The 24,298-nt window shown below is 64.6% G+C and carries 20 protein-coding genes; 12 read left to right on the forward strand and 8 right to left on the reverse strand.

Annotated elements, in window-relative coordinates; all coding sequences use genetic code 11:
* Positions 1–16: 16 nt before the first annotated feature.
* The gene (locus tag ASE30_RS27485) at positions 17–904 is read left to right on the forward strand and encodes a hypothetical protein (protein ID WP_200964490.1); all 888 of its coding nucleotides are present in this window, start codon (positions 17–19) and stop codon (positions 902–904) included.
* Between the two features lie 6 nt (positions 905–910).
* Here ASE30_RS27485 and ASE30_RS27490 read toward each other — a convergent pair whose 3' ends face one another.
* Together ASE30_RS27490 and ASE30_RS27495 are read right to left on the reverse strand one after the other, a co-directional pair.
* Positions 911–2,080: a diguanylate cyclase gene (locus tag ASE30_RS27490; protein ID WP_057287453.1), complete on the reverse strand. Its 1,170-nt coding sequence runs from the start codon at positions 2,078–2,080 to the stop codon at positions 911–913.
* A gap of 127 nt (positions 2,081–2,207) precedes the next feature.
* Positions 2,208–2,687 (reverse strand): VOC family protein, encoded by a 480-nt coding sequence (locus ASE30_RS27495; protein ID WP_057287454.1) that lies wholly within the window; start codon positions 2,685–2,687, stop codon positions 2,208–2,210.
* A 241-nt stretch (positions 2,688–2,928) separates the two neighbouring features.
* Here ASE30_RS27495 and ASE30_RS27500 point away from each other — a divergent pair, with 241 nt between their 5' ends.
* Entirely contained in the window at positions 2,929–4,845 is a 1,917-nt protein-coding gene (locus tag ASE30_RS27500) for a YadA-like family protein (RefSeq protein WP_082601764.1), read from the forward strand.
* Positions 4,846–4,854: 9 nt separating this feature from the next.
* Here ASE30_RS27500 and ASE30_RS27505 read toward each other — a convergent pair whose 3' ends face one another.
* Positions 4,855–5,250: a RidA family protein gene (locus ASE30_RS27505; protein WP_057287456.1), complete on the reverse strand. Its 396-nt coding sequence runs from the start codon at positions 5,248–5,250 to the stop codon at positions 4,855–4,857.
* A gap of 142 nt (positions 5,251–5,392) precedes the next feature.
* Here ASE30_RS27505 and ASE30_RS27510 point away from each other — a divergent pair, with 142 nt between their 5' ends.
* Complete coding sequence (locus tag ASE30_RS27510) at positions 5,393–6,367, forward strand: LysR family transcriptional regulator (RefSeq protein WP_057287457.1); 975 nt, start codon at positions 5,393–5,395, stop codon at positions 6,365–6,367.
* Here the strand turns inward: ASE30_RS27510 and ASE30_RS27515 are convergent.
* Entirely contained in the window at positions 6,327–7,211 is an 885-nt protein-coding gene (locus tag ASE30_RS27515) for a LysR family transcriptional regulator (RefSeq protein WP_057287458.1), read from the reverse strand. The two genes, ASE30_RS27510 and ASE30_RS27515, sit on opposite strands and share 41 nt — an antisense overlap.
* Positions 7,212–7,317: 106 nt before the next feature.
* Between ASE30_RS27515 and ASE30_RS27520 the strand changes: the two genes are divergently transcribed.
* The 3 genes from ASE30_RS27520 to ASE30_RS27530 all read left to right on the forward strand — a co-directional run bounded on the left by ASE30_RS27520 (position 7,318) and on the right by ASE30_RS27530 (position 9,920).
* Positions 7,318–8,442 (forward strand): muconate/chloromuconate family cycloisomerase, encoded by a 1,125-nt coding sequence (locus tag ASE30_RS27520; RefSeq protein ID WP_057287459.1) that lies wholly within the window; start codon positions 7,318–7,320, stop codon positions 8,440–8,442.
* Between the two features lie 86 nt (positions 8,443–8,528).
* Positions 8,529–9,515 carry a tripartite tricarboxylate transporter substrate binding protein gene (locus ASE30_RS27525; RefSeq protein WP_057287460.1) on the forward strand — a complete coding sequence of 329 codons (987 nt, stop codon included), beginning with the start codon at positions 8,529–8,531 and terminating at the stop codon, positions 9,513–9,515.
* A gap of 72 nt (positions 9,516–9,587) precedes the next feature.
* Positions 9,588–9,920: a cupin domain-containing protein gene (locus tag ASE30_RS27530; protein WP_057287461.1), complete on the forward strand. Its 333-nt coding sequence runs from the start codon at positions 9,588–9,590 to the stop codon at positions 9,918–9,920.
* Between the two features lie 27 nt (positions 9,921–9,947).
* Here ASE30_RS27530 and ASE30_RS27535 read toward each other — a convergent pair whose 3' ends face one another.
* From ASE30_RS27535 to ASE30_RS27550, 4 genes are all read right to left on the reverse strand, one after another.
* A complete protein-coding gene (locus ASE30_RS27535) occupies positions 9,948–10,499 on the reverse strand; it encodes a type 1 glutamine amidotransferase domain-containing protein (RefSeq protein ID WP_057287462.1) in 552 nt (183 codons plus the stop codon).
* Between the two features lie 230 nt (positions 10,500–10,729).
* Positions 10,730–13,861, reverse strand: coding sequence for an efflux RND transporter permease subunit (locus tag ASE30_RS27540; protein WP_235515365.1), 3,132 nt, complete (start codon positions 13,859–13,861; stop codon positions 10,730–10,732).
* Positions 13,858–15,042 (reverse strand): efflux RND transporter periplasmic adaptor subunit, encoded by a 1,185-nt coding sequence (locus ASE30_RS27545; RefSeq protein ID WP_057287463.1) that lies wholly within the window; start codon positions 15,040–15,042, stop codon positions 13,858–13,860. Before ASE30_RS27545 ends, ASE30_RS27540 begins: the two co-directional genes overlap by 4 nt.
* 220 nt (positions 15,043–15,262) lie before the next feature.
* The gene (locus tag ASE30_RS27550; protein ID WP_082601766.1) at positions 15,263–16,825 is read right to left on the reverse strand and encodes an efflux transporter outer membrane subunit; all 1,563 of its coding nucleotides are present in this window, start codon (positions 16,823–16,825) and stop codon (positions 15,263–15,265) included.
* Positions 16,826–16,956: 131 nt separating this feature from the next.
* Here ASE30_RS27550 and ASE30_RS27555 point away from each other — a divergent pair, with 131 nt between their 5' ends.
* The 6 genes from ASE30_RS27555 to ASE30_RS28765 all read left to right on the forward strand — a co-directional run bounded on the left by ASE30_RS27555 (position 16,957) and on the right by ASE30_RS28765 (position 24,190).
* On the forward strand, positions 16,957–17,844 hold the full coding sequence (locus ASE30_RS27555; protein ID WP_235515366.1) for a MipA/OmpV family protein: 888 nt from the start codon (positions 16,957–16,959) through the stop codon (positions 17,842–17,844).
* Positions 17,841–18,527: a response regulator transcription factor gene (locus tag ASE30_RS27560; protein ID WP_057287590.1), complete on the forward strand. Its 687-nt coding sequence runs from the start codon at positions 17,841–17,843 to the stop codon at positions 18,525–18,527. Before ASE30_RS27555 ends, ASE30_RS27560 begins: the two co-directional genes overlap by 4 nt.
* Positions 18,496–19,878, forward strand: a complete 1,383-nt coding sequence (locus tag ASE30_RS27565; RefSeq protein WP_057287591.1) for a HAMP domain-containing sensor histidine kinase — start codon at positions 18,496–18,498, stop codon at positions 19,876–19,878. Before ASE30_RS27560 ends, ASE30_RS27565 begins: the two co-directional genes overlap by 32 nt.
* Positions 19,879–19,901: 23 nt before the next feature.
* Positions 19,902–20,108 carry a hypothetical protein gene (locus ASE30_RS27570; protein WP_057287464.1) on the forward strand — a complete coding sequence of 69 codons (207 nt, stop codon included), beginning with the start codon at positions 19,902–19,904 and terminating at the stop codon, positions 20,106–20,108.
* A 148-nt stretch (positions 20,109–20,256) separates the two neighbouring features.
* Entirely contained in the window at positions 20,257–21,912 is a 1,656-nt protein-coding gene (locus tag ASE30_RS27575) for an EAL domain-containing protein (protein ID WP_057287465.1), read from the forward strand.
* Between the two features lie 205 nt (positions 21,913–22,117).
* Positions 22,118–24,190, forward strand: a complete 2,073-nt coding sequence (locus ASE30_RS28765) for a tetratricopeptide repeat protein (RefSeq protein WP_082601767.1) — start codon at positions 22,118–22,120, stop codon at positions 24,188–24,190.
* Positions 24,191–24,298: the final 108 nt, after the last annotated feature.

The following is a 24,298-nucleotide window of genomic DNA, read 5'->3' on the forward strand; positions in this document are numbered from 1 at the left end:
ACAGAGAGACGAGTTCATGGCTTTTTCGCGGGCGTATTACGGCAGGAATTCGTGGGCGCGCGGGGCGGCGGCCGGCTTGCTGGCCGCCACGCTTGCTGCCCTGCCCCCCGCCATCGCGACGGCTGCGCCGCAACAGAACGCCCCCGCCCAGGCCGCCGTCGCGCCGCCGGATGGCGGCACCGTCCTGTACTTCATCCACCAGATCGACGGCAAGGGCGCCACGTCCTATGAAGTGGCGAACGGCAGCATCGCCACCTATTGGTTCGGCCATGCTTTCGAGCTGGGCGGAACGCAGTATTTCACCGGCTTTGTCTGGGAGACCGCGGAACGCTACGGCAACCCCGGCGAGGACAACGTCGGCCCCGGCACCCTGGCCAATCTGGCCGAAGCCACCTTCATCCTGGCCAATCCGTCGTCCGATCGGCCCTGGAAATTCCGGGGCATGGAGCACACCATCGGCGAGTTCGGCGCATACGAAAGGGCTCCCGAAGTCGACACCGAGCGCAAGCCGCTCGAACACCGCACCGCCTCCGGCAAGCTGGTGCTGGCGGTGCCCACCGCAAGCTTCGACAACGGCATCACCACCAGCGGCTACGCCATGTTCGTGTTCACGCCGCCGGACAAGCGGCAGGACGACACCAACGACAAGGTCTGGGCCTATGTGGGCAGCGTCCTCACCGGCGAGGACAACAGCCTGGCCTGTGCCGACGGCGAAGTCATGCCTTGCACGAACAGCAGCGGTGAACTGAGTTTCAGCGCGAACGGCAGCAGCGACCTGCCCTTGCTGAACGTGAAGCTCAGCGGCACCACGATTGCCGGCCCGGACAAGACCCGTCGGCTCGGCCCCGCCGACGCCGTGGCCTACGCCTACGACTCCGCCAGCAAGGCATACGCGCCGCGCTAAGGAGAATCAGGCCGTAGCCGTCGCGTCCGGCGCCAGTTCCAGACGGTTTCCACCCAGCGATTTGGCGCGGTACAGCGCCTGGTCGGCGATGGCCAGCCCGTCCATGATGGCGGGCACGTCCTGGTCGAAGCGCGCAAGGCCGATGCTGACCGTGGCCGGTATGCCGATGCCGTCGGTCCGGCCGGACATCGTTTCGGCGAAACGCTTCGCAACCGCCTCCCCCAGCGCCTGCGCGCGCTGGGCGTCATCACCCCAGAGCAGCGCGGCGAACTCCTCGCCGCCGATCCGCGCAAGTATTGCCTCGGGCCCCATCACGTCCCGGGCGATCTCGGCGAATGACTTGAGCACCTTGTCGCCCGCCTGATGGCCATGGCGGTCATTGATGGACTTGAACTGGTCCAGGTCGAAGGCAAGGATGGACACCCTGCCGCGCCCTTCCCGGCGGTCGATGATGCGCGAGCCCTGTTCGAAGAACCATCTGCGGTTGCCCAGGCGAGTCAGATAATCGGTCTGGGATTCCAGCCGAAGCTGCCCGTGGGTCTCGTCGCGGATGAGCTTGAGCAGCGTCATCGGCAGAATCACCGAATACAGCACGCCTTCGTAGATGGTGAGCTTGCCGGTGAACGACTGCACCGCCTGGGCGGACGGGATCGTCAGCCACGGCAGGATGAATGCCCGGGCGGCATAAAGCGCGGCATGGATGCCCGTCGCCGCCACCACGATGTAGCGGGCCTGCAGGGCCTTCATGGCCTTGCATCGCAGCATTTCCCAGGCCGTCAGGCCGCTGATGAGCGCAATCGGAACCGAACTGACATGCGTCCACATGACGTCCTGCCAGCGCGTGCCCCCGATCGCCCACGCCAGCGCCATGCAGACCAGAATGGCGGCCGGCGTGCGGCGGTACCGGCGGCCGTCCAGCGACGCGACGCCGTTGAGAATCAGGAGATAGCCGCAAAGAATGACCAGATTGCTGATGCCGGAGCCGAGCGCGCCGGGCAGATCGCGGCGGTACAGTGCCGCCGCGCAGCCGATCGCCAGCGTCGCGAATCCCGCAGCCAGAGTTCGTAGTTCCTTGCTGCGCTGGGGATTGGCCCGCTGCTCCCAAAACGTCAATCCGGCACTGGCCAGCAGCGTTCCGATTGCTAGGAAGTAAAGAGTAAGAAGATCGACGTACATCCTGAGCAGGAAAGGATTTCGCCGAAATATCGCGGCGTGACCGGGATTTTACGGTGAAACCGGGCAGCCGGAGAGGCTGGGGACGGCCGGGCGCGCCCGGGCGCCCCGGGCCCGCGCCCAGCCTCCGTCAGCCCCGCCGCGCCGCTTCAATCGTGGCGATATCGATCTTTCCCATGCCCATCATGGCGTCGAACGCGCGCTTGGCCGCGCCCTGGTCCAGATCGGAGATTGCCTCGATCAGCACCCGCGGCGTGATCTGCCATGACAACCCCCATTTGTCCCTGCACCACCCGCATTCACTTTCCTGGCCGCCGTTTCCGACAATCGCGTCCCACAGGCGGTCTGTTTCGGCCTGGTCTTCCGTCGAGACCTGGAACGAGAACGCCTCGCTGTGCTTGAACGCTGGCCCCCCATTCAAGCCCAGGCAGGGAATGCCCATTACCGTGAACTCCACCGTCAGGACATCGCCCTGCTTGCCGGAGGGATAGTCGCCAGGCGCGCGCAGGACCCTGCCGACGGCGCTGTCCGGGAAAGTCTTGGCGTAGAAGGTCGCGGCTTCCAACGCGTCGCAGTCGTACCAGAGGCAAATCGTGTTTTTGCTGGGCATCTTGGTTCTCCTGGAAAGAGAAAGGGACAGGGTTGCTGCGGTCAACCCATAGTATTTATCAAGCCTGGCGATCTTGGGGAAGGAATTTAAGAACCTTTCGATGGTTCGTTAAGCTTGCCGTCAGTAAATTTCGTTTTCTCGAAAAAAGCGCGTGTCCACAAGGAGTTACGAGGATTTTCGAGATCCCGGATTTTCAACACTGACCGCGCTGGGTGCCGTGGGCACCGGCTAGAACTGGATAATGAACCACCTCGATCTGCTCGTCTGGAAGGTAAACCCCAACACGTGGACCGCCGTGTCCGAACCGGCCCGCTCGCGCGGCAAACCGGGCCGGGCGCGCCGCGCCACATCCGCCGCGGCCATCGCGTTGACCGCAATGGCGTCCATCGGATTCGCGTCGCCTACGCATGCGGCCGGATCGGGGCTTCAGCTTTGCGACCCCACGACGGGCACGGGAGCCACCCTGGGATCCGCCCCCGGACCCAGCGTCTCGCTAGGCTGCAACCTTCCAGAGATGGCCTTTTCCTTGAACAACGCCGGCGCCGATTCCGGAGGCGTCGGATTCATCGCGTCGACCGCGCGTATCACCGGATTCAGCAGCGGCACGCTCGAACTCAAGGGCACGAACGGTATTTCCATGCTGAATGCGGTGAATATGAACGGCAACAAGATCACGGGGGTTGCAGCGGGCGACCTGCTTTCGACCAGCACGGAAGCCGTCAACGGTTCGCAGTTGTACGCGACCAACCAGAATGTGCTGTCCAACACCGCAGCGCTCAATACCCTGGACGGGCTGGTGGCCCAGAACACGGCGAACTTCAACAGCCTGACGGCCACCATCAATGCCGGCGCCGTGGGCCTGGTCAAACAAGACGTGGACACGCGCGCGCTGACCGTCGGCCAGGAGCAGGACGGCAATCTGGTGGACTTCACCGGCACCGCTGGCGCCCGCCAACTGACCGGCGTTGCCAACGGCGTCGTCGCCGCCGATAGCCTGTACGCCGTGAACGGCGGGCAGCTTCATGCGGTCAGCACGTCCGTCGCCAACGCCTTGGCCGGTGGGGCGGTCGTGAACGCGGACGGTTCGATCTCGGCGCCCACTTACATCGTGGGCGGCACCACGTACCACTCCCTGGGCGGCGCCGTCGCGGGCCTGGACAGCCGCGTCACCACGATCCAGTCAACCGTGAACAACTTCCAGACACAGATGAACGCCGCAACAGAGGGCCTGGTCAAGCAAGACCCGACGACCCAAACCGTTGCGGTGGCCGGCAACACGGGCGGCAAGCGGGTGGACATGGCGGGCACGGACGGCGCGCGCCAGGTCACGGGCGTGGCAAATGGCGAGATTTCGGCCGACAGCACCGACGCGGTCAACGGCAGCCAGCTCTACGCCATTTCGCAGCAGATGGGTGAAATCAGCACCACGGGCCACTACATCAAGGCCGACGGCGCGGGCGATGGGAGCGATTCGGCGGTGGTGGGCCTGGGCTCGAAGGGGCTGGCGGTGGGCCCGTCCGCCTCCGTCAGCGCAAGCCAAGGCGTGGCTATCGGAACGAACGCCGCCGCCTCCGCGGCCAACAGTGTCGCGGTGGGCGCGAACTCGACGGCGGACCGCGCCGACACCGTGTCCGTCGGGTCCAAGGGCGCCGAGCGCCAGGTCACCCACGTAGCCGCGGGCACCCAGCAGACCGATGCCGTGAACGTCGGCCAGTTGGCGCCGGCCGTCGCCGCCCTGGGCGGCGGCGCCGGCGTGGACACGGCGACGGGCGCCGTGACCGGCCCCTCGTATCACCTGGACGGCCAGGCCTACAACAATGTGGGCGACGCGCTGAACTCCCTGGACAGCAATGTGCAGAGCAACCGGCAGGGCCTGAACCGCCTGGACCAGCGCCTGGACCAGACCAACCAGGCGCTGGACGACCTGGCGCGCAACGCCTATTCCGGGATTGCCGCAACCACCGCGTTGACGATGGTGCCTGAAGTCGACCAGGGCCGGAACTTCGCCCTGGGCATGGGCGTGGCGTCGTATCGCGGCTATGAGGCGGTCGCGCTGGGCGCGTCCGCCCGTGTGAATGACCGCGTCAAGCTCAAGGCCGGCGTCGGGATGGGCTCGGGCAGCGCGACGGCCGGGGTGGGCGCATCGATGCAATGGTGATGGCGGGAATCACGGCTGGGGCAGCTTGGCGATCACCTTGATCTCGAACTGGAAGCCATACAGCCAGGTCACGCCCACCGCCGTCACGGTCGGGTGCGGGGCCTTGCCCCAATAATCCGACACCGCCTGCCAGATCTTGTCGAACCGGGATTCGGGATCGACCATGAAGACCGTCACATCGACCACGTCGTCGAACGTGGCGCCCGCCTGCGCCAGGATGGCATTCAGGTTTTCAAACGCCAGCCGGGCCTGCGCCTCCAGGTCCGGTTCGGGCGAACCGTCCGCGCGGCTGCCGACCTGGCCGGACACGAACAGAAAACCGTTGGAGCTGATCGCCGGGGAATAGCGGTTCTGCTCATAGAGCGCCTGGCGGCCGGGCGGGAAAACGACATCACGCTTGGTCATCGAATATCTCCTTGGGTGGGCTGAAGCCAGCCCGTGTTGACGATGAAGCCACTTTAAAGACGCGCGCGCCGGGGATAAACGGGCAAGTTCACCCATCACTATTTGTAGAATCCAAATAATCCCCGACCCTCCCGGAGCACCGATGGACCGTTTCGATGCAATGAACGCCTTTGCGCGCGTAGTGGAGACCGGCAGCTTCACCAAGGCGGCCGAAACCCTGCGCATGAGCAAAACCAGCGTGACCCAGCTGGTGCAGCAGCTAGAGGCGCGGCTGCGCGTCAGGCTGCTGAACCGGACCACCCGCAAGGTCAACGTCACCGCGGACGGCGCCGCCTACTACGAACGCGTCATACGGCTGCTGGCGGACATGGACGATGCCGAGACCAGCCTTTCCAGCGCATCGGAGGCCCCCCGGGGCCGCTTGCGGGTGGATGTGCCCAGTCCGCTGGCCCGCATGATTCTCGTGCCCGCGCTGCCGGCGTTCCACGCCCGCTACCCCGACATCCAGTTGGACATGGGCGTAAGCGACCGCATCGTGGACCTGATCGGCGAAAACGTGGACTGCGTGGTGCGCGGCGGCGAGATGGCCGATCAGTCGCTGATGGCGCGGCGCGTGGGCGACTTGCGGCTGGGCGTCTACGCCGCGCCCAGCTACCTGGAGCGCGCGGGCACGCCCGTCCACCCGCGCGAGCTCGAAGACACGCATCACCGCATCGTGGGCTTTCTGTGGTCGCGCACCGGCCGGGCCCTGCCCTATGCCATGCGCCGCGGCGGCGAAAGCGTGAACGTGCATGGCCGGTATGTCCTGGCGGTCGACGATGGCAACGCCTATCTGGCCGCCGGCCTGGCCGGCATGGGTGTGCTTTGGCTGCCCGACTATATGTCCAAGGCCCACCTGGAACGCGGCGAACTGACGCCGCTGTTCCAAGACTGGCGGCTGGATTCCATGCCGCTGTATGTGGCGTTTCCGCCCAACCGGCATGTCAGCGCCAAATTGCGCGTGTTCATTGATTGGATCGTCGAACTGATGGGGCGGTACGCGCCCGCGGCCGGCCTGGGCAAGGACGGCCACGTTCCTATCCCCGCGCCAGTTCCCCCGCCAATTCCAGCGCCCTAGCCAGGAACGGCGATGCGTCGTCCTTCCGGCAACTGACGATCACCGGCGACACGAACGCATCGGCGTCTATCCGCACGTGCGCCACGTCCTGCCTTTGCAGACGCTGCACCGACGCCGGCACCAGGGTCACGCCCAGACCCGCGGCCACCAGGCCAATAGCCGTCTGCAGCTCGTTCGCCTCCTGCACCACCTGCAGCGAATGGCCGGCCGCGCGGAACAGCCCCAGCACGTGATCCGCGAAGTTGGGCCGGGGCCGCGCCGGATACAGGACGAAAGGCTCCTGCGCCAGCCGGTCCACCGAAACACTGCTCAACCCCGCAAGCGGGTGATGCAGAGGCACGGCGGCCATCAAGGGTTCGGTCATCAGCACCCGGCGCTCGATCGCCGGATCATCCAGCAGGATCCGGCCGATCCCCAGATCGATGCGTCCCGCCTTCAGGGCCTCCAATTGCGGCAACGTGGTCATCTCCAACAGGCCCACTTCGACCTGGGGATCGGCGCTGCGCAATTGGCGGATCAGTTCCGGCACGAATCCATATAGCGTGGACGGCACGAAACCGATGCCGAACCAGCGGCGCTGGGTCTGCCCCAGCCTGCGGGTGCCCTCCAGCACTTCTTCCAGCCGGGCGGTCAGCAGGCCGGACTGCTCCAGCAGAAACCGCCCCGCTTCGGTCAGGCGCAGCGCCCGCGTGGTCCGTTCGAACAGCACCACGCCCAGCTCTTCCTCCAGTTGACGGATCTGGCGGCTGAGCGGCGGCTGGGCCATGTGCAGGCGGGCGGCCGCGCGCGTGAAACTGCCCTCTTCGGCCACGGCCTGAAAATAGCGCAGGTGTCTGAGCTCCATGCTCTATTCAGACTCCATAGGTATTAATTTGAACCCATATAGTCTTGGACTCCACCCGAAAGCGCAAGCGATACTGCAGGCATTGCTAAGAATCTGGCTATAAAGTATGAATCCGGTAAGCATCGCTTCGGTCGAAGCCATTCTCGTGGACCTGCCCACCATCCGCGCCCATCAGTTGGCCATGGCGGTCATGCAGCGGCAGACGCTGGTGATCGTGCGGCTGCAATGCAGCGACGGCATCGAAGGCATCGGCGAGGCCACGACCATCGGCGGCCTGTCCTACGGCGAGGAAAGCCCCGAGGGCATCAAGCTGGCCATCGATACCTATCTGGCGCCCGCGCTGGCGGGCCTGGACGCGTCCAACATCCACGCCGCCATGCAGCGCCTGGAAAAGGTGGCGCGCGGCAACCGCTTCGCCAAGTCCGCGCTGGAGTCCGCGCTGCTGGACGCGCAGGGCAAGCGGCTGAACGTGTCCGTGTCCACGCTGCTGGGCGGCGCGGTGCGCACGCGCCTGCCGGTGCTGTGGACGCTGGCCAGCGGCGACACCGCCCGCGACATCGAGGAAGCCGAAGCGCTGCTGCAAAGCCGCCGCCACAACACCTTCAAACTGAAAGTGGGCCGCCGCGCCGTGGCGGACGACGTCGCGCACGTATCCCGGATCAAGCAGGCGCTGGGCGACCGCGCCCGCGTGACGGTGGACGTGAACCAGGCCTGGAACGAGGCCGACGCGGCGGGCGCCATCGCCCGCCTGGAAGCCGCCGGCGTGGACCTGATCGAACAACCCATCCCCCGCGCCAACCTGGCCGGCATGGCCCGGCTGGCCGCCCGCTTCATCGTGCCCATCATGGCGGACGAAGCCCTGAACGGACCCGAAGACGCGCTGGACATCGCGCGCCAGGGCGCGGCCGACGTGCTGGCGCTGAAGATCGCCAAGTCCGGCGGCATCCACGAGATGCTGCGCACCGCGGCGGTGGGCGATGCGGCCGGCATGTCGCTGTACGGCGGCACGATGCTGGAAGGCTCGGTGGGCTCGATTGCGTCGGCGCATGGCTTTGCCTGCCTGCCGCGCCTGTCCTGGGGCACCGAACTGTTTGGCCCCCTGCTGCTGAAGGACGACATCGTGGCCAACCCGCCGCGCTATGCGGACTTTGAAATGGAAATTCCCGATGGCCCCGGATTGGGCCTGACTTTGGACGAAGACAAGCTGGCGTTCTATCGCCGCCCCGCCTGACCCCTGAAACCCCGCGGGCCAGACCCGCGGCCGCGTCCGCCCCGGCGGACGCCACCCACAATAATTCAAGAACGACGGAGACAACCATGCGCATGCGCCGTGTATTCAATCCCATTGCCCGGGCCGCTGTGGCCCTTTCCCTGCTGGGCGGCGCGTTCGCCGCGCACGCGGACAGCTATCCCGACCGCCCGGTCAAATGGGTCGTGCCCTTCCCGCCTGGCGGCGCCATGGACAGCATCGCCCGCACCCTGGGCGAGTCCATGGGCAAGCAGCTCAACACGTCCTTCATCGTGGAGAACCGCGCGGGCGCGGGCGGCAATATCGGCGCGGCCGGCGTGGCGCGCGCCAAGCCGGACGGCTACACCATCCTGATCGTGGCCAATGGCATGGCGGTCAACCCCGCGCTGTACCAGGACCTGAACTACGACCCCATCAAGGACTTCGCCCCGATCTCGCTGCTGGCCGTGGTGCCCAACGTGCTGGTCACCAACCCGGCCCGCACCGGCGCGACCAGCGTGCAGGACGTGATCGCCAAGGCCAAGGCCCAGCCCAACCACTACACCTACGCCTCGGCGGGCGTGGGTACGTCCATCCATCTGGCGGGCGAACTCTTCGTGTCCATGACGGGTGTAGATATGCTGCACGTGCCCTACAAGGGCAGCGGCCCCGCCGTCGCCGACCTGCTGGGCGGCCAGGTGGACTACATGTTCGACAGCATCACATCGGCCAAGCCGCACATCGCCACGGGCAAGCTGCGCGCGCTGGGCGTCACCACCAGCAAACGTTCGGCCGCCCTGCCCGACGTGCCGACGATGCAGGAAGCCGGCGTGCCGGGCTATGAACTGATGCCCTGGTTTGCCGCCTTCGCACCCGCCGGCACGCCGCCGGAGGTGGTGGCCAAGTTGAACGACGCCATGCGCAATGCGCTGGCCGACCCCAAGGTCAAGGCAACCCTGGATTCCATCGGCGCGGAATCGATTGGCAGCACGCCGGACGCCTTGCGCGACCACCTGGCCAAGGAAACGGCCCAATGGAAGGACTTGGTCAAGGAACGGGGCATCAAGATCAATTGATTCCCCGGCCATGTCCGGCGCGGGGATGGGGTATCGTCTGAATCACCCCATCTACGCGCAGGAACCCACATCATGGCCCTCAAGCATGCGGATCCCGGGCAAGTCATCGACCTCGCTCCCTACGGCAACGGGCTTGCCCAGGCGCAGTCGATCGCCCTCTTCAAATCCGAAGACCTGGAAGTCATGCGGCTGGTGCTGCTGGCCGGCAAGACCATGCCCTCCCATCACGTCGCCGGGGAAATCACGATCCAGTGCCTGGAAGGCAGCGTGGAAGTCACCGCCGAAGGCGCCACGCATGCCTTGCGTCCGGGGCACCTGATGTACCTGCCGGGCCGGTCGCCGCATGCGCTTTACGCGGCGGAGGATGCGTCGGTGCTGGTCACCGTGGCGCTCAAGCGCATGTAGGAGCCGGCGTCCGCGGCGCCTACCCTTTCAGCTTCGCCCGGCCTGCAGCGCTTTGATGAATGCACGGCTGAAAGCAGGAATATCGTCGGGCTTGCGGCTGGAAATCAGCGCCCCGTCAATGACGACCTCCTCATCGACCCATTCCGCGCCGGCGTTACGCAGGTCGTCCTGCAGAGACGGCCAACTGGTCAGCTTGCGCCCGTCCACCACCCCCGACGAAATCAGCAGCCACGCGCCGTGGCATATCACAGCCACCGGCTTACCGGCGTCGAACATCGCGCGGACAATAGCCTGCGCCTTGGGATGCATGCGGATCTCGTCGGCATTGACCACCCCGCCCGGCAGCAACAGCGCATCGAAAACCTCCGGCTCGGACGCCGCTTGAAGAAATGTCAGGTCGACCGGAAAGCGGTCACCTGGCTTGTCGTGGTGCATCCCCAGAATCGGATCCGTGCGGGCGGAAATCAGCACCGTACGCGCGCCTTCGTCCTGAAGGCTTTGACGCGGACCAGTGAGCTCCACCTGCTCGAACCCGTCCACCGCCAGGATTGCTACGTTGATATCGGTAAGGGTTGGCATGGTTGCTCCTTGTGGTTTGTTGCTGCCGGGTTTGCTGCTTGTTATGCAGATCCCCGCGAATATTGCGCGCCGCAAGCGAAGCCTTTAGCGCGCAACGCTCCCGCAGCAAGCGCCATGCCGCATTGAATATCCGCCGGGCGCAGTAAGATGGCGGTCCGTTCATGGACCTGCCGCGACGGCCAATACTGCACCGGTCCGCGCGGCGGCACCTACTGCTATTCCGATAGCGTTCAATTACCTTGCTTCGGTCGATGGGCTGGCAAATCGTCGGCCAATGGCCGCCGCACCCGTCGCTGGTTGTGGAAACCCGCATTGGCCCATTGCACGCCGTCGTCCAGGAAACTGTAGATGACCGGGATGACTAACAAGCTCAGGAAAGTCGAGGTGATCAGTCCGCCGATCACGACGATGGCCATTGGCGCACGGAAGCTTGGATCGCCGCCCCAGCCCAGGGCGACCGGAAGCATGCCGGCACCCATCGCAATGGTGGTCATCACGATGGGCCGTGCCCGCTTGCGGCAGGCGTCGAGGATGGCCGCCGTGCGGCCAAGGCCGTATTCCTGGCGCGCGATGATGATGTAGTCCACAAGTAGGATCGAGTTCTTCGTCGTGACCCCCATCAGCATGATCAAGCCGATCATCGAGGGCATGGAAAGCGCCGAACCGGTCAGGAACAGGGCCAGGAAGGCGCCGGGCACCGACAGCATGAGACCGGCAAGGATCGTGGCCGGCTGCATGAAGCCCCTGAGCAGCAGGACCAGAACCATGTAGATGCACAACACACCAGTCAGCATTGCCACGCCGAAACCTATTGCGAGTTCCGCCATGTCCTCTGCGTCGCCAAGCGCGCTGCGCATGATGCCGGGCGGCAAGTCCCGCACGCTCGGCAGGGCCAGCACAGCCTGCTCCACCTCCCCGAGGGGCCGGCCATCGAGCTGGATCTCGACGTTGACGTTGCGCACGCGGTTTAAGCGCGTGATCTCCGAAGGACCGCTACCAACTTCGAGGGTCGCGACGTTCTCCAAGGCTACCGGACCGCGTGCTCCGGGCACCGGCAGGCGCTTGAGCGTCTCGACATTCCGGCGCGCGGCATCGCTGAGCCGAACCACCACGGGCACCTGCCGCTCGTTCAAGTCAAGTTTGGCCAGTTCCTGCTCGTAGTCGCCGATGGTGGCGACGCGCAGCGTCTCGGCGATGGTCGAGGAAGTGACGCCCAGGTCGGCGGCGCGCGCGAAGTCGGGTCGAACCACCCACTCGGGACGCACCAGGCTGGCCGTAGATGTGATCGCGCCAATTCCCGGGATGGTTCGCAGGTCGCGCTCGACCTGCAGCGCATGCCGCTCCAGCGCACGGCTGTCTTCGCCAGAAAGCACTAGTACATAGTTCTCGCTCGAATCGCCCATTCCCACTTTAACGCGCACACCTGGCAGGAATTCCAACGATGCGCGCAGTTGCCGCTCGATCTCTTGCTTGCGCAGGCCCGCGCGCTCCTTGCGATGCGTCAGGTTCAGCGTAAGCACCGCCGTGCGCACATTCGAGGCGGAGGCGGATGCTGGTTCCGACGGATCGCCACCCGTGCTGCCACCACCGATGGCCGTATAGACCATGCGCACGTGCGCGTTCTGAGCCAGCGCCGCACGGGCCTGCTTGGCCAGGGCGATCGTGTCGCGCAGTTCGCTGCCCGGCGGGAGGGTCAGCGTCACCTGCGTCTGCGAATCGTCGTCCGGCGGGATGAAGGTGGCGGGCAGCACCAAGGCAAGCCCCAGTCCGCCAATGAACAGGGCTGCGGCTGTCGTCGCGGTCGCCGCGCGATGGCGCAGGCACCAGTCCGTCCAGACCAGGTAGCGGCGCATCCAGTTCGGCTGGCGGGCGGTGCGCTTCACCGGGGCACGCAGCAAATAGGCCGCCATCATAGGGGTAAGCATGCGGGCAACAACAAGCGAGAAGAACACCGCGCCCGCTGCCGTCCAGCCGAACTGCACGAAGAACTTTCCGGCGGTTCCGCCCATGAAGGCAGTCGGCAGAAAGACCGCGATCAGTGTGAACGTCGTTGCGATGACCGCCAGCCCGATCTCGGCGGCAGCGTCCTTCGACGCCTGAAACGGATTCTTTCCCATCAACAAGTGCCGTTCGATGTTCTCGACTTCGACGATGGCGTCGTCGACCAACGCGCCGACTACCAGCGACAGGGACAGCAAGGTGACAATGTTAAGCGTGAACCCCATCCAGTGCATCAACGCAAAGGTCGGGATCACGGAAAGCGGCAAGGCCACCGCCGCGACAAGGGTCGCGCGCCAGTCGCGCAGGAACAGGAAGACCACCAGCACCGCGAGTGCTCCCCCTTCGTAGAGCAGCCACATCGAGGCGGTGTAGCTCTCGGCCACCGGCTCGACGACATTGAACGCCTCTGTGACCGTGATCTCGGGATGCAGGGTCCGCATCCCGGCCAATGCGTGGCGCACGCCCTTGGCGACGTCGATCTCCCCGTATCCCTTGGCGCGCATGATCTCGAAGCCCACCACTGGCATTCCGTCGAGGAAGGCGGCCGTACGTTGCTCGGCCACTGTGTCGCTGACCGTCGCGACTTGGTCGAGCCGGATGCGACGCCCGTCTCCGAGCGCCAGTTCGATGGCGCCGAGCTCCTCGGCCGTCTGTACCGTGGCGATCGTGCGCACCGAATGCTCAGCGCCGCCGAAGCCGACGCGGCCGCCCGATGCCTCCTGCTGCACTTGCCTTAGCTGACGCGAGATGTCGGCTGCCGTCGAACGCAAGGCGAGCAGGCGGTCCGGATCGAGATTCACGCTCACTTCACGGTTGACGCCGCCGACGCGAGACACGCTGCCCACGCCCGGCACTGCCCGCAAAGTCTTGCTGATCTGGTTGTCGACGAACCAGGACAAGGCCTCGTCATCCATGCGCTTTGATGCGACGGTGTAGGTCAGAATCGGCGAACCTGCGAGCTCGGCCTTCTTGATTACCGGGTCACGCAAGTTGGCGGGCAGGTCAGCGCGAACGCGGGAGACGGCGTCGCGCACGTCATCCACGGCCTCCTGCGTCGGCTTGTCGAGCCGAAACTCGACCGTGATGCTGACCTCGCCGTCGGTCAGGGTGCTCTTGATGTGCTTGACACCCTGCATCGTCGCCAGCGAGTTCTCGATCCTACGGGCGACTTCGGTTTCCAACTGTGAGGGCGAGGCGCCCGGCAAGGATGCCGACACGGTGACCGTGGGCACATCGATGTCCGGAAAGTTCTGAATCTTCATGGCCGAGAAGGCCATCAGTCCAGCGAGTGTCAGCAGTACGAATAACAGGATGACCTGGATCGGGTTGCGAATGGCCCAGGAAGAAACATTCAGGTTCATCGCACACCCTCCTTGCTGGCCAGCGTCGGAGGCCGTGACGTTGCTGGCGAGTCCGCAGGCGACGCAGTGTTTGGCGTACCGGTCACACGCACGAGGTCGCCATCACCCAGAAAGGCCACGCCGGAAGCGACGACGCGATCCTCCTTGTTGAGACCGCTGGTGATCTCGACGCGATCACCCGAGCGGCGTCCTGGCGTGACCTTGGTTTGGATGACCCGGGAATCCTGTCCGATGCGCATCACGTAGCTGAAGCCCTCGCGCAACTGCACCGCGCTTTGAGGCAGCGCCATCACTTCGCTAGCGCCAATTTCGAACTCGCCGCGTGCAAACATTCCTGCGCGCGCGGTGTCGCTGGCGGGTAGGTCCACATACACCAGGCCGTTGCGGGTTTGGATGTCGATCACAGGCGACAGCATCCGCAGGCGGCCTTCGAGGATGCCCCCTCCGGTTGGCGTGACCCTGACCTTCTGACCAGGTTTGAGCCTGGCTAGCTCTGTGGCCACCACCTCTGCACGCCATTCGAGCCTGCCGCCCCGAATAAGGCGGAACAACTCCTGCCCCGCGGGCAGTACGGCGCCGATCGTCGCCGCACGCGCGGAAATGACACCATCATCCGGCGCTGTGATTCGGGTCTGGGCGAGACGAAGCCACTGTGCTTTCTCGACGGCTTTGGCGGCATCGAACCGCGCCCGCGCCGTGCGCTCCGCGCTGAGGTACTGCTGGATCTGCTGCGCAGACAATGCGCCGCTCTCTTGCAACACACGGGCGCGCTGGGCATTGGCGGCGGCTTCGACCAGCGCCGCGTCGGCCTCGGCAACCGCCGCGCGGGTTTTCGCCAATTCGGCTTCAACCGTATCCGCGGCGAACGTCGCCAGCAGCTGCCCTCGGCGCACTGTGTCCCCCACATTGACTTTGACTTCGATCAGGCGCAGGCCGTTAGCCTCCGTGCCGATACTGGCCTCCTGCCAAGCCATGACGTTGCCGCTGGCCGAGACCCAGTTAGGAAATGTCGTGGACCGCAGCCTTTCAACGGCTACAGTCAAGGACGGCTGTCCTGTCGCAGGTGCCGCGGCTTCCTGTTCAGGCGTGTTGCGGTCCGCCGTCGCGAGCGCGACCGCGATGACGACGCCGGCGAGTGCGATGCCGGCGGCAATAAGTGCGAATTTCTGTGGTGTTTTCATCATCAAATCCGAGGTATGGGGCTTTGAACGGGGGTGCCCAGAAGCGGCCGCCGGCACGAGGAGTGGCTTCCGCCACTCGGGTTGGAGATTGGCCAGTACGCATGCCCCTGCACGCTTGGACGAGCTCGCGCCACGGCATATGCACCGAACGCCAGGATGCCCAGCACAGCGAACGCCTGGAAGGCGACGGCTAATACCTGTATGCGCTTCGTGCCCATGCTCAATACCTCGAATGCCGCGGCCTGGCGGATTCGCCAGCGCCAGGAATGCTGCCCGGCATGGACACGGCAGTCGAGCCCGAATGACCGCCCAGGAGATCCCCTGCAGGGGACGACCAGCCGCCGCCCATCGAGCGATACAGGGAAACCCAGGCCAACAAACGCTCCCGGCGCAGGTCGATCAAGGCGCTCTGGGCGGAGACCAGGCTGCGGCGTGCATCTTCCAGGTCGAACAGGCTGGCCATTCCCACGTCGTAGCTCGTAGCCGTGGCCCGGAACGAGCGCTCGAACCCGTCTACGGCTACGCTGGCGCTTTCGCTGAGCCGCGCCGTGCTCTCCAGCGTGACCAGAGCACCTTCCACTTCCTGGATCGCTGTGCGTAGACGCGCCGTATAGACCGTGGTGGCGGATTCGTAGCGGACTTTTGCAGCCTGGGCGTTGGCCCGCCGCACCCCCCCGTCGAACAGAGGAAAGGTGATGGCGATCGGGCCGACATTCCAGACCGTTCCATCGGTGCTGACACCGAGACTGGACACGCGCGTGGCGCCGATGCTGCCGGCCACCGTAATGCGGGGCCACCGCTGGGCGTCGGCTTGCGTCGAGTCAGCGCTGGCGGCGGCGACGTTCCGCCCGGCCGCATAAATGTCTGGGCGTTGCGCAAGCACTTCGGCCGGCACCGTATTCACGCTCAACTCGGCTGGCTGGGGCAGTTGAGCAGTCTTTTCGGCGAGTTCGCGCCGCAGGGCCGGCTCGTCCTGGGCGGTCAAGGCCACGAGCGCCTTGATCAGAAGATCGCACCGAGCCTGGCGTTCCACCAGAGCCATTTCACCTTGGGCCGCGCTGGCTCGCGCAAGATCCGCTGTCGCCGGCGACCGAATGCCGCCCGCAGCGCCTAGCTCCGTAAGGCGAGATGTTTGCACACGGGAGGCTGTGTCGAGCCGGGCTTGCTGAACGTGCGCCTCGCAGGCCCGCAGCTCAACGTAGCTCTTCGCCACCTCGGCCGCGACCGAGACACGGGCGTCATGCCACCCTGCCTGGCTGGATGCAAGCCTCGCTTGGGCGGCAGCGAGGCCGGCGCGGTTGGCCCCGAAGAGGTCCAACTCCCACGCGGCCAGTAAGTCCAGCGACGCGACCTTGCCTGCAGGGGTGGCCAGTTCCGAACGCCCCCTCGTTGCGCTTGCGGCGATGTCCAAAGAAGGCAGCAACGCCGCGCCGCTGCTCACACTCGATGCCCTGGCGTCGGCCATGTTGGCGGTGGCTTGGGCAAGTGTCGGACTGGCACGCTGAGCCGCCTCGATCAGACGAGACATGAGCGGGTCGTCAAACTGAGACCACCACTGCCGCAGATCATCGGTCCGTCCACCGTGCGGCAGCGGTGCGTGCCATTGTGTGGCTACTTGCGCGTGGGCGCCTTCTGGCACCAAGACTGGTGTGGTCGATGCGCAACCAGCGAGCACGAGTGGCACACCAATGGCTGCGCACGACACAAGGCCGCGGGCCACCCGGCGCGACTCGTGAAACAGAGCCAATAAGCGAGTGTGTTGAAACCTGGATTGGACGGTCATTGAATGGGCTCTGGGAGGCTCGCGCGCCTTCGCCTTGATCTGCAATGAACGGGACTATCTGGCCGTGCGGCTTTCTGAACACTTACCGGGATGCACCAAGCCGCCTCGAGATCAGATCCTGGATCGGGTAAGTGTTCGGTAAGACGAGGGGCTGGAACATCGGGTTTTTCAACACCAATGAGGCCCCACTCATGCGCCCTTCCCTAGTCTCACCCGCCCGCTTCCAAACCAACACCTTCAGCCTCGCCCGCGCTTCTGCTCTCGCAACGGCGCTTATCTGCTCCGTTCCGGCTTTCGCCGAGGAGCCCGCGGGAGACGGACATTCAGAGACGTCTTGGTCGTTGGGTGTGGGCGTCATCAGCGAGCAGAAGCCCTACACGGGAATAGATCGGGAATACATGCCGCTGCCCTTGATTCAGTTCGAGAACAAGTATGTCCACATCTTCGGACCTCAGATCGGACTCAAGCTGCCCGGTCTCGATATCAGTGACTCTCAGCGACTCGATTTCAGCATCGTGGGCAAGTACGATGGAAGCGGTTACAAGGCCAAGGATGCTCCCATCCTGGACGGCATGAGCAAGCGTAAAAGTGGCTTTTGGGCTGGAGCCGAAGCGGAATGGAAGAACGACGTGGTGGATGTGAAGGCTACGTGGCTTGCCGACGTATCAGGCAACAGCAAGGGCCAGACATTCAGCCTCGGCTTGGAGCGGTCGTGGCATTTCGGCGGAAGCATGATGCTCACCCCGCGTGTGGAAGCCACCTGGTACGACAAGAAGTACGTCGATTACTATTTCGGGGTTCGCGACAGCGAAGCCCGCGCTGGCCGCTCTGCCTATACCGGGAAAGCCGGCACCGCCATCGAGGTGGGCGTGCGTGGCGTCTACCTGTTCGATCAACGGCACTCAATGTTCCTGGATGTGGGCATATCGAGCCTGCCAAAAGGAATCAAGGACAGCCCGCTGGTGGATCGCTCTACTGAAAACCGTGTGATGCTGGGATATATGTACCGCTTCCGATGAGCCGAATACTCCTGATCGAAGACCACGAGCGGCTCGCCGGGCTGATACGTAAAGGCCTGGTGGCCGCAGGACTCGGCGTTGATGTGGCTGACCGCATCGACGCCGCATGGACTGCTGTCCAACAGATGTCATACCAAGCCTTGGTCCTTGATCGGGGATTACCGGATGGGGATGGGCTTGTCTTGCTGCAGAAGCTGCGCAGCGCCGGCGTTCATGTGCCTTGCCTCGTACTGACTGCTCGCGATGCGCTGCATGACCGGGTTGAGGGCCTCGAAGCCGGAGCCGACGACTACCTGCCAAAGCCGTTCGCCATGGACGAGATGGTGGCGCGTGTGCGGGCCTTACTACGCCGCCCCGTGGAGTTCCGCCCGCTCGACCCCACCCACGGCGATCTGACGCTTCGCGCCAACGCGAGTGTTCTGTGCAGCGGAGACCAGAGCATCACCCTAGCCCCGGCGGAGATTCAGATCATGCGGCTATTCTTGCGCAAGCATGAGGAGGTCGTGCGGCGCAATGCACTGGAGGCGGCAGCATGGGGGTTGAGCGATGCGGTCACGCCAAACGCGCTGGATGTGGCCCTTCATCGTATTCGCCGCAAGCTGATCGCCATCGGTTCGCGCCAGCGAATAGTCAATGTCAGAGGTCTTGGTTATGCGCTTCGTGAACATGAATCGGCTGAATAGCCTGAGTTTCAAGGTCCTGCTGGCCTATGTGTCCGCAATGGTGCTTAGCATCGCACTGCTCGTGATTGCCGCAGTTGTGGCGCTCCAGAGCGATGCGCTGGCCCGGATGGACCTGGCTGAGCTCGCGAAGGACATGGCGGCCAAGATCAGATTCGACGGCAATGGCAGGCCTGCGGGGCTGGAGGCGGAAGAGGACGATTTTGCATGGGCTTACGAAAGTCTCCAGCGCGAAACGGCGTATCGCGTCCTGGACGAAGCGGGAGACGTGGCACTTCTGTCGAGTGCGGGTAAGGCGTTCTGGCCGGCTGGCGGAGACGCGCTTCGATTGGCGCCTGGACGCTTCGCCTTCGAACGCGGTGAAACGACCATGCTCGGCGTCACCGAGCCTATCGAGCACAGTGGGAAAGCCTGGTATTTTCAGGTCGCGGCCAGCACGAGGCTGATGAACCTTCTCCACCATGTTGCGCTACCTCTTGTTGTGGCCGGCATTGTGGTGTTCAGCCTCGTTCTGCTTGTTGCCCTAGGTCTGTCCGCCTACATCACATTGCGCTACACCCTCAAGCCACTGCGGGATGTATCGGAGTCCGCTGCGGCCATCTCTCCGCGTTCCATCCATGCCCGTCTGAACACGGAAGCTGTTCCTTTGGAGATTGCCCCTCTTGTTGCCAGCTTCAATCGGGTCTTGGAGCGTCTTGAGCAAGGCTATCGCGTGCAGCAGGAGTTTCTCGGCAACGCGGCCCACGAGTTGAAGACACCTCTCGCGTTGATCCGTGCGCAGATCGACTTGAAAGAGGATGGCAAAAACGATAATGCCTCATTGTTGGGCGACGTCGAATACATGTCGCGCCAAGTGCAGCAGTTGCTGCTCCTGGCCGAAGCCAGCGAAGTCTATAACTACCAGATCGCCCCAGTCCGCCTTCATGAGATTGCCGATGATACCGTTTCCTACCTGCAACGCATGGCCGAGGCTGCCGATGTGCGCCTGCTAGTGGCCGCTGCCGACGATACCGTGGTCTGGGACGCAGATCGCGGAGCCTTGTTCACTTTGCTGAAGAATTTGCTGGAAAACGCCATTCAGCATGCTCCCGCGCGAACAGAGGTCAGCGTGGATATCAAAAGCGATGCGGTGATCGTGCGTGATTGCGGGCCAGGCGTCGATGCCGAGCAACTCCCTCTGTTGTTCGAGCGATTCTGGCGTGGGGCACATCGGCGTGACCACGGTGCGGGACTGGGGCTGGCCATTTGCCAGGAGATTGCTTTGGCGCATGGGTGGCGCCTTGCGGCCGAGCGGGCCGAACGGGGATTGCAGTTCCGGCTGTCGAATACGCAGGGGAGCGAGGCGTCGCCGTAGACGCGGCGGTGCAGGATCTGTCGATGGCGTTCAAGAAGGCGCTGATCGAAGGGGCCCTGGGCGCGGAACTGGGCCACCATCCGGGCTATCCGGCGGACGGCGAGCGCCCCGAGCCGGTAGACCTGCGCGCGATGAACGGAACGGCCAACTGCTTCAAAAACCGCTGCAGGTCCGTCAAGGGGCATTGGGCACGAGGACATCCAGATTTTGGAACTCCTCATGGTTGTTAAAATACGCCGACCCATAGTTTGCGGACCAGCAACAGCTCTTGAGTCCGACGCGAACAGAGGTTCACAAATGGCACAACACACTGCCCCCCGTCCACCTGGCCCGGCAAACGCTGCCGCCCGACAGCCGGCGCCGGCTCACCTGGCGGAAATGCTTGATAGCCTGAGCGACGGATTCATGTCGATAGACAAATCGTGGCGGTTCACGTATCTCAACAATACCGCTGAACGATACTTGCAGCAGGACCGGGAAAACTTGCTCGGACGCGATATATGGCAGTGCTACCCAGACCTGGTGAACTCCGGCTACTACAGAATCTACCAGCAGACGGCGGCAACTGGGCTGCCTGGTTGTCACACTGACTATTACGCCCCGCTCCGCACTTGGTTTGAAGCTCGCTCTTTTCGCCACGATGAAGGTATTACGGTGCTTTTTCGAGACGTCACGCGTGAGCACGAACATGCGGCGCAGTTGGAGTTCGAAGCCAGTCACGATTATCTGACGGGTTTGGCGAATCGCCGAAAATGCATGGAAGCACTCTCACATGCTGTCGCGCAGCGTCCTTTGCCGAGCACTCCGAATGGCGCTTGCGTTGCGGTGCTCTTCATCGACTTGGACCATCTGAAAGAAGTCAACGACGCGTTCGGCCATGCCGTCGGCGATGAGCTGCTGCGCAATTTTGCGAAAAGGTTGAACGCAATTCTCGAACCCGCGTTTTTTGCCGCCCGCGTAGGAGGCGACGAGTTCGTTCTGTTGCTGCGCAATACCACCAAAAGCGCTGCGGAAGCGTGCGCACAGTCGGTGCTCGATGCGCTCGCAGTGCCGTTCGAAACGTGCGGTCGCGCCATCTCCCTGTCCGCCAGCGTGGGGATCGCTCTGCTGAGAGACGCCTCCGAATCGGCCGAGACATTGCTGAGCCGTGCCGACGCGGCGATGTACGCCGCAAAGTCATCTGGCGGGCTGCAAGTGCGCACGTATGACGCGGCGCTCGACCGGGGCGTGCGCGACCGTGTTGCCTTGCGCTCCGATCTCCGCGCGGCCTTCTCGGCGAACCAATTCGAGCTTCAATTCCAGCCTCAGATAGCACTGGCGGATGCCTCCTTGATCGGTGCTGAAGCGCTGCTCCGCTGGCGTCATCCTGAACGAGGCTTGCTGACGCCCGGCGCATTCCTGGACCTGTTGCTCGAGTCTCCCTATGAACGGGTTCTTGTCGAATGGCTGCTCAATGCCATTTGCCAGCATATCGCCGCGTGGCAAAAGGCGGGAGTCACCGTACCCCGTATCAGCCTTAATCTGTCTGCCCGGCAACTTCTCGATGTGGGACTGACGGAAAGGATTCTCGACATCGCGGACAGGCACGGCGTTTCCCCTGCCAAACTTGATGTCGAAATCACGGAGGACTGCCTGGTAAACGACATTGAAACGGCGACGTCTGTTCTTGCGGCGCTGAAGCAAGCTGGAATCGCGACATCGCTGGACGACTTCGGCGCTGGATACTCCAGCCTGAGCTATTTGGTCCGACTCCCTATTGATACGCTCAAGATTGACAGATCCTTTGTTCACGGCTTGGTGGCGTCAGAGAAGGCCTTGGCGGTAATTCGAGGCATCGTCAGTCTCGCCCGTTCGCTGGGCATGAAAACTATCGCCGAAGGGGTCGAGACCCAATACCAAGCCGATGAGATCAAGGACGCCGGATGCGACTCCATTCAGGGTTATCTGGTTAGCCGCCCGCTTGATGCGGAAGCCTTTTTGAAATTTTGCGGCGCGGCGCACGGTGCCCCCCTTGGGAACCAGCTCAAGAATTAGACATGGATGGCCTGTCATCGGGGCTCTTGCGTTCCCACGCATCCAATTGCGCGGTCCACGCCCAGGCCGCCTGTCATGTCGCGTATCCGGGCGCAGGCGTCAAGCGGTCTGTACACGTTGTCTGGCGCCGCACACGTGCCCCGAACTAGAATCTCTCCTCCACATTCCCATCTAGGCGGCCCGAGCGGCGGCCGCTGGTATCCCCATGGCCCACAAGCCCGCACCGCCAAACCCGAAGGCAGGCAAGCTTTCCCTTCCTGAGGCCCTGCAACAGGCCCACGCCCACTGGAACGCCGGACAGGCTACCCAGGCCGAGACAATGTGCCGCCGCATCCTCGCCGCATCGCCCGGACAGGCCGACGCGTCACACCTCCTGGGCTTGATCGCACACGCCTACGGCAAGCCGGCGCTCGCGCTTGATCTGCTGCGTCAGGCATGCCGGGCAAGCTCCGCGCCAGCGGGCTATTTCGGCAATCTGGCCGAGATCTGCCGTCAGCAGGGCCTGCTGGCAGAGGGCGAGGCCGCCGCGCGGCAGGCCACGCAGCGTGATCCCGGGCTGGTCATGGCGTGGAATAACCTGGGGATCATCCTGCAGGAAGCCGGGCGCCACGCCGACAGCGTCATTTGCCTGGAGCAGGTGGTGGAAATTCATCCGCACAGCCCGGAAGCGCGCAATAACCTCGGCAACTCGTACGTGGGCATGAACCGCCTGCAGGATGCGCGCGAGCAGTATGCCCGGGCCCTGTCCATACGGGACGACTACGCTGAAGCCCACAGCAACCTCGCTTTCGTGCTGGGCGAGCTGGGCGAATATGACGCGGCGGCAAGCGCTGCGCAACGCGCCATCGAATGCGGCCCGCGCCTGGCCAACGCCTACCTCAATCTTGCCGGCATCGAAGCCGCGCGGTCGCGGCCGCACGAGGCGCTGCGCTGGGTCGAGGCCCTGCTGGCTTTCCTGCCGGCCCATCCCACAGCGCTGGAACTGCGGGCGCGCCTGCGGGGCGAATCCGGATCGGCAAATGCCATGGCCGGCACGCTGATCCACGCGGCGCCGCATCAGGCGCGGGCCGAGAACGAGGGCAAGGGCGGCACTGATGCCAGGCCCGCGGCCGGCGCCATCCCGCCGGACCCGCATGATTTGGCTCGCCGCGCCACCGGGCTGCTGACGCATCGGCAGTACGCCAAAGCCGAGCGACTCCTCCGCGCCCACATCGAGCCTCGCGGCGCACCGGCCGCGCTGTGGCGGCTTCTCGGCTTGGCGGTGAAGTATCAAGGGCGGGTCAAGGAAGCGACCGAAATCCAGACGATGCTCGCCGCAACCATGCCGGGCGACCTGTCAGCACGCTTTGACCTTGCCGAGACACTCTTGCTGCAAGGCGATTTCGAGCGGGGCTGGACAGAATACCGATGGCGGTACAGCCTTGCCCACACTGCCGCCCTGGATCGCAAGGTCCAGCGGCCACGCTGGAGCGGGGGCCGCATCGCTGGCCGCACGCTGCTCATTCATGACGAACAGGGTTACGGCGACACGCTGCAGTTCATACGCCTGGTCAGCGCGGCCCGGGCCCGCAGCGGCGCGCGCGTCGTGCTGGAAGTGCATTCCGACCTGCTGCCGATCGCCCGCCGCCTTGTGGGCTCGGACGCCTTCCCGCGCGGCCAGGTCCCGCCGCCGTTCGACGAGCACTGCGAATTGATGTCCCTGCCCATGGCGATTGGCCTGCGCATGGCCGACCTGCCCGGCCAAGTCGGCTACCTGTCGGCCGACGAAAGCCGCGTGGCGAAATGGCGGCAGCGGCTTGCCGGCTTGCCGCGGCCTTGGGTGGCACTGGCCTGGGCCGGCAGACCCACGCATTCCAACGATGCCAACCGGTCTCTCGCCTTGGCAGACATGGCGCCGTTGGCCTTGCCCGGGATAACGTATCTCGCCATCCAGAAAGGGCCGGCGGCATCCCAGGCCGCCGCACCCCCACCCGGCATGAACATCGTGCCGCTGGACGCGCAGATCGCCGATTTCGAGGACACCGCCGCCATCCTGTCCCTCGCCGACCTGCTTATCTCGGTCGACTCGGCACCCGTACATCTGGCGGGTGGATTGAATCGTCCCGCATGGGTGTTGCTGCCATTTCTGCCCGACTGGCGCTGGTTGTTGCACCGGCCCGACACGCCCTGGTATCCGTCGCTGCGGCTGTTTCGCCAACCCGCGCCCGGCGATTGGAAGACAGTGCTGCACGACGTCGGCCAGGCCCTGGCAACGCACTTTCCGCGCTATCGGCCCTGAGCAGACGGACGCAGCCGGCTGCCATGCCGGCGTGCCCAGCCGTGACAAGCGAAAAATAGGCCTGAGGTTGTGATCCGGCAGAGAGGCCTGGCCTCTCTGCCCGTCCAG

This window comes from Achromobacter sp. Root83 (assembly GCF_001428845.1).
In the GTDB taxonomy this organism is placed as follows: Bacteria; Pseudomonadota; Gammaproteobacteria; order Burkholderiales; family Burkholderiaceae_B; genus Achromobacter.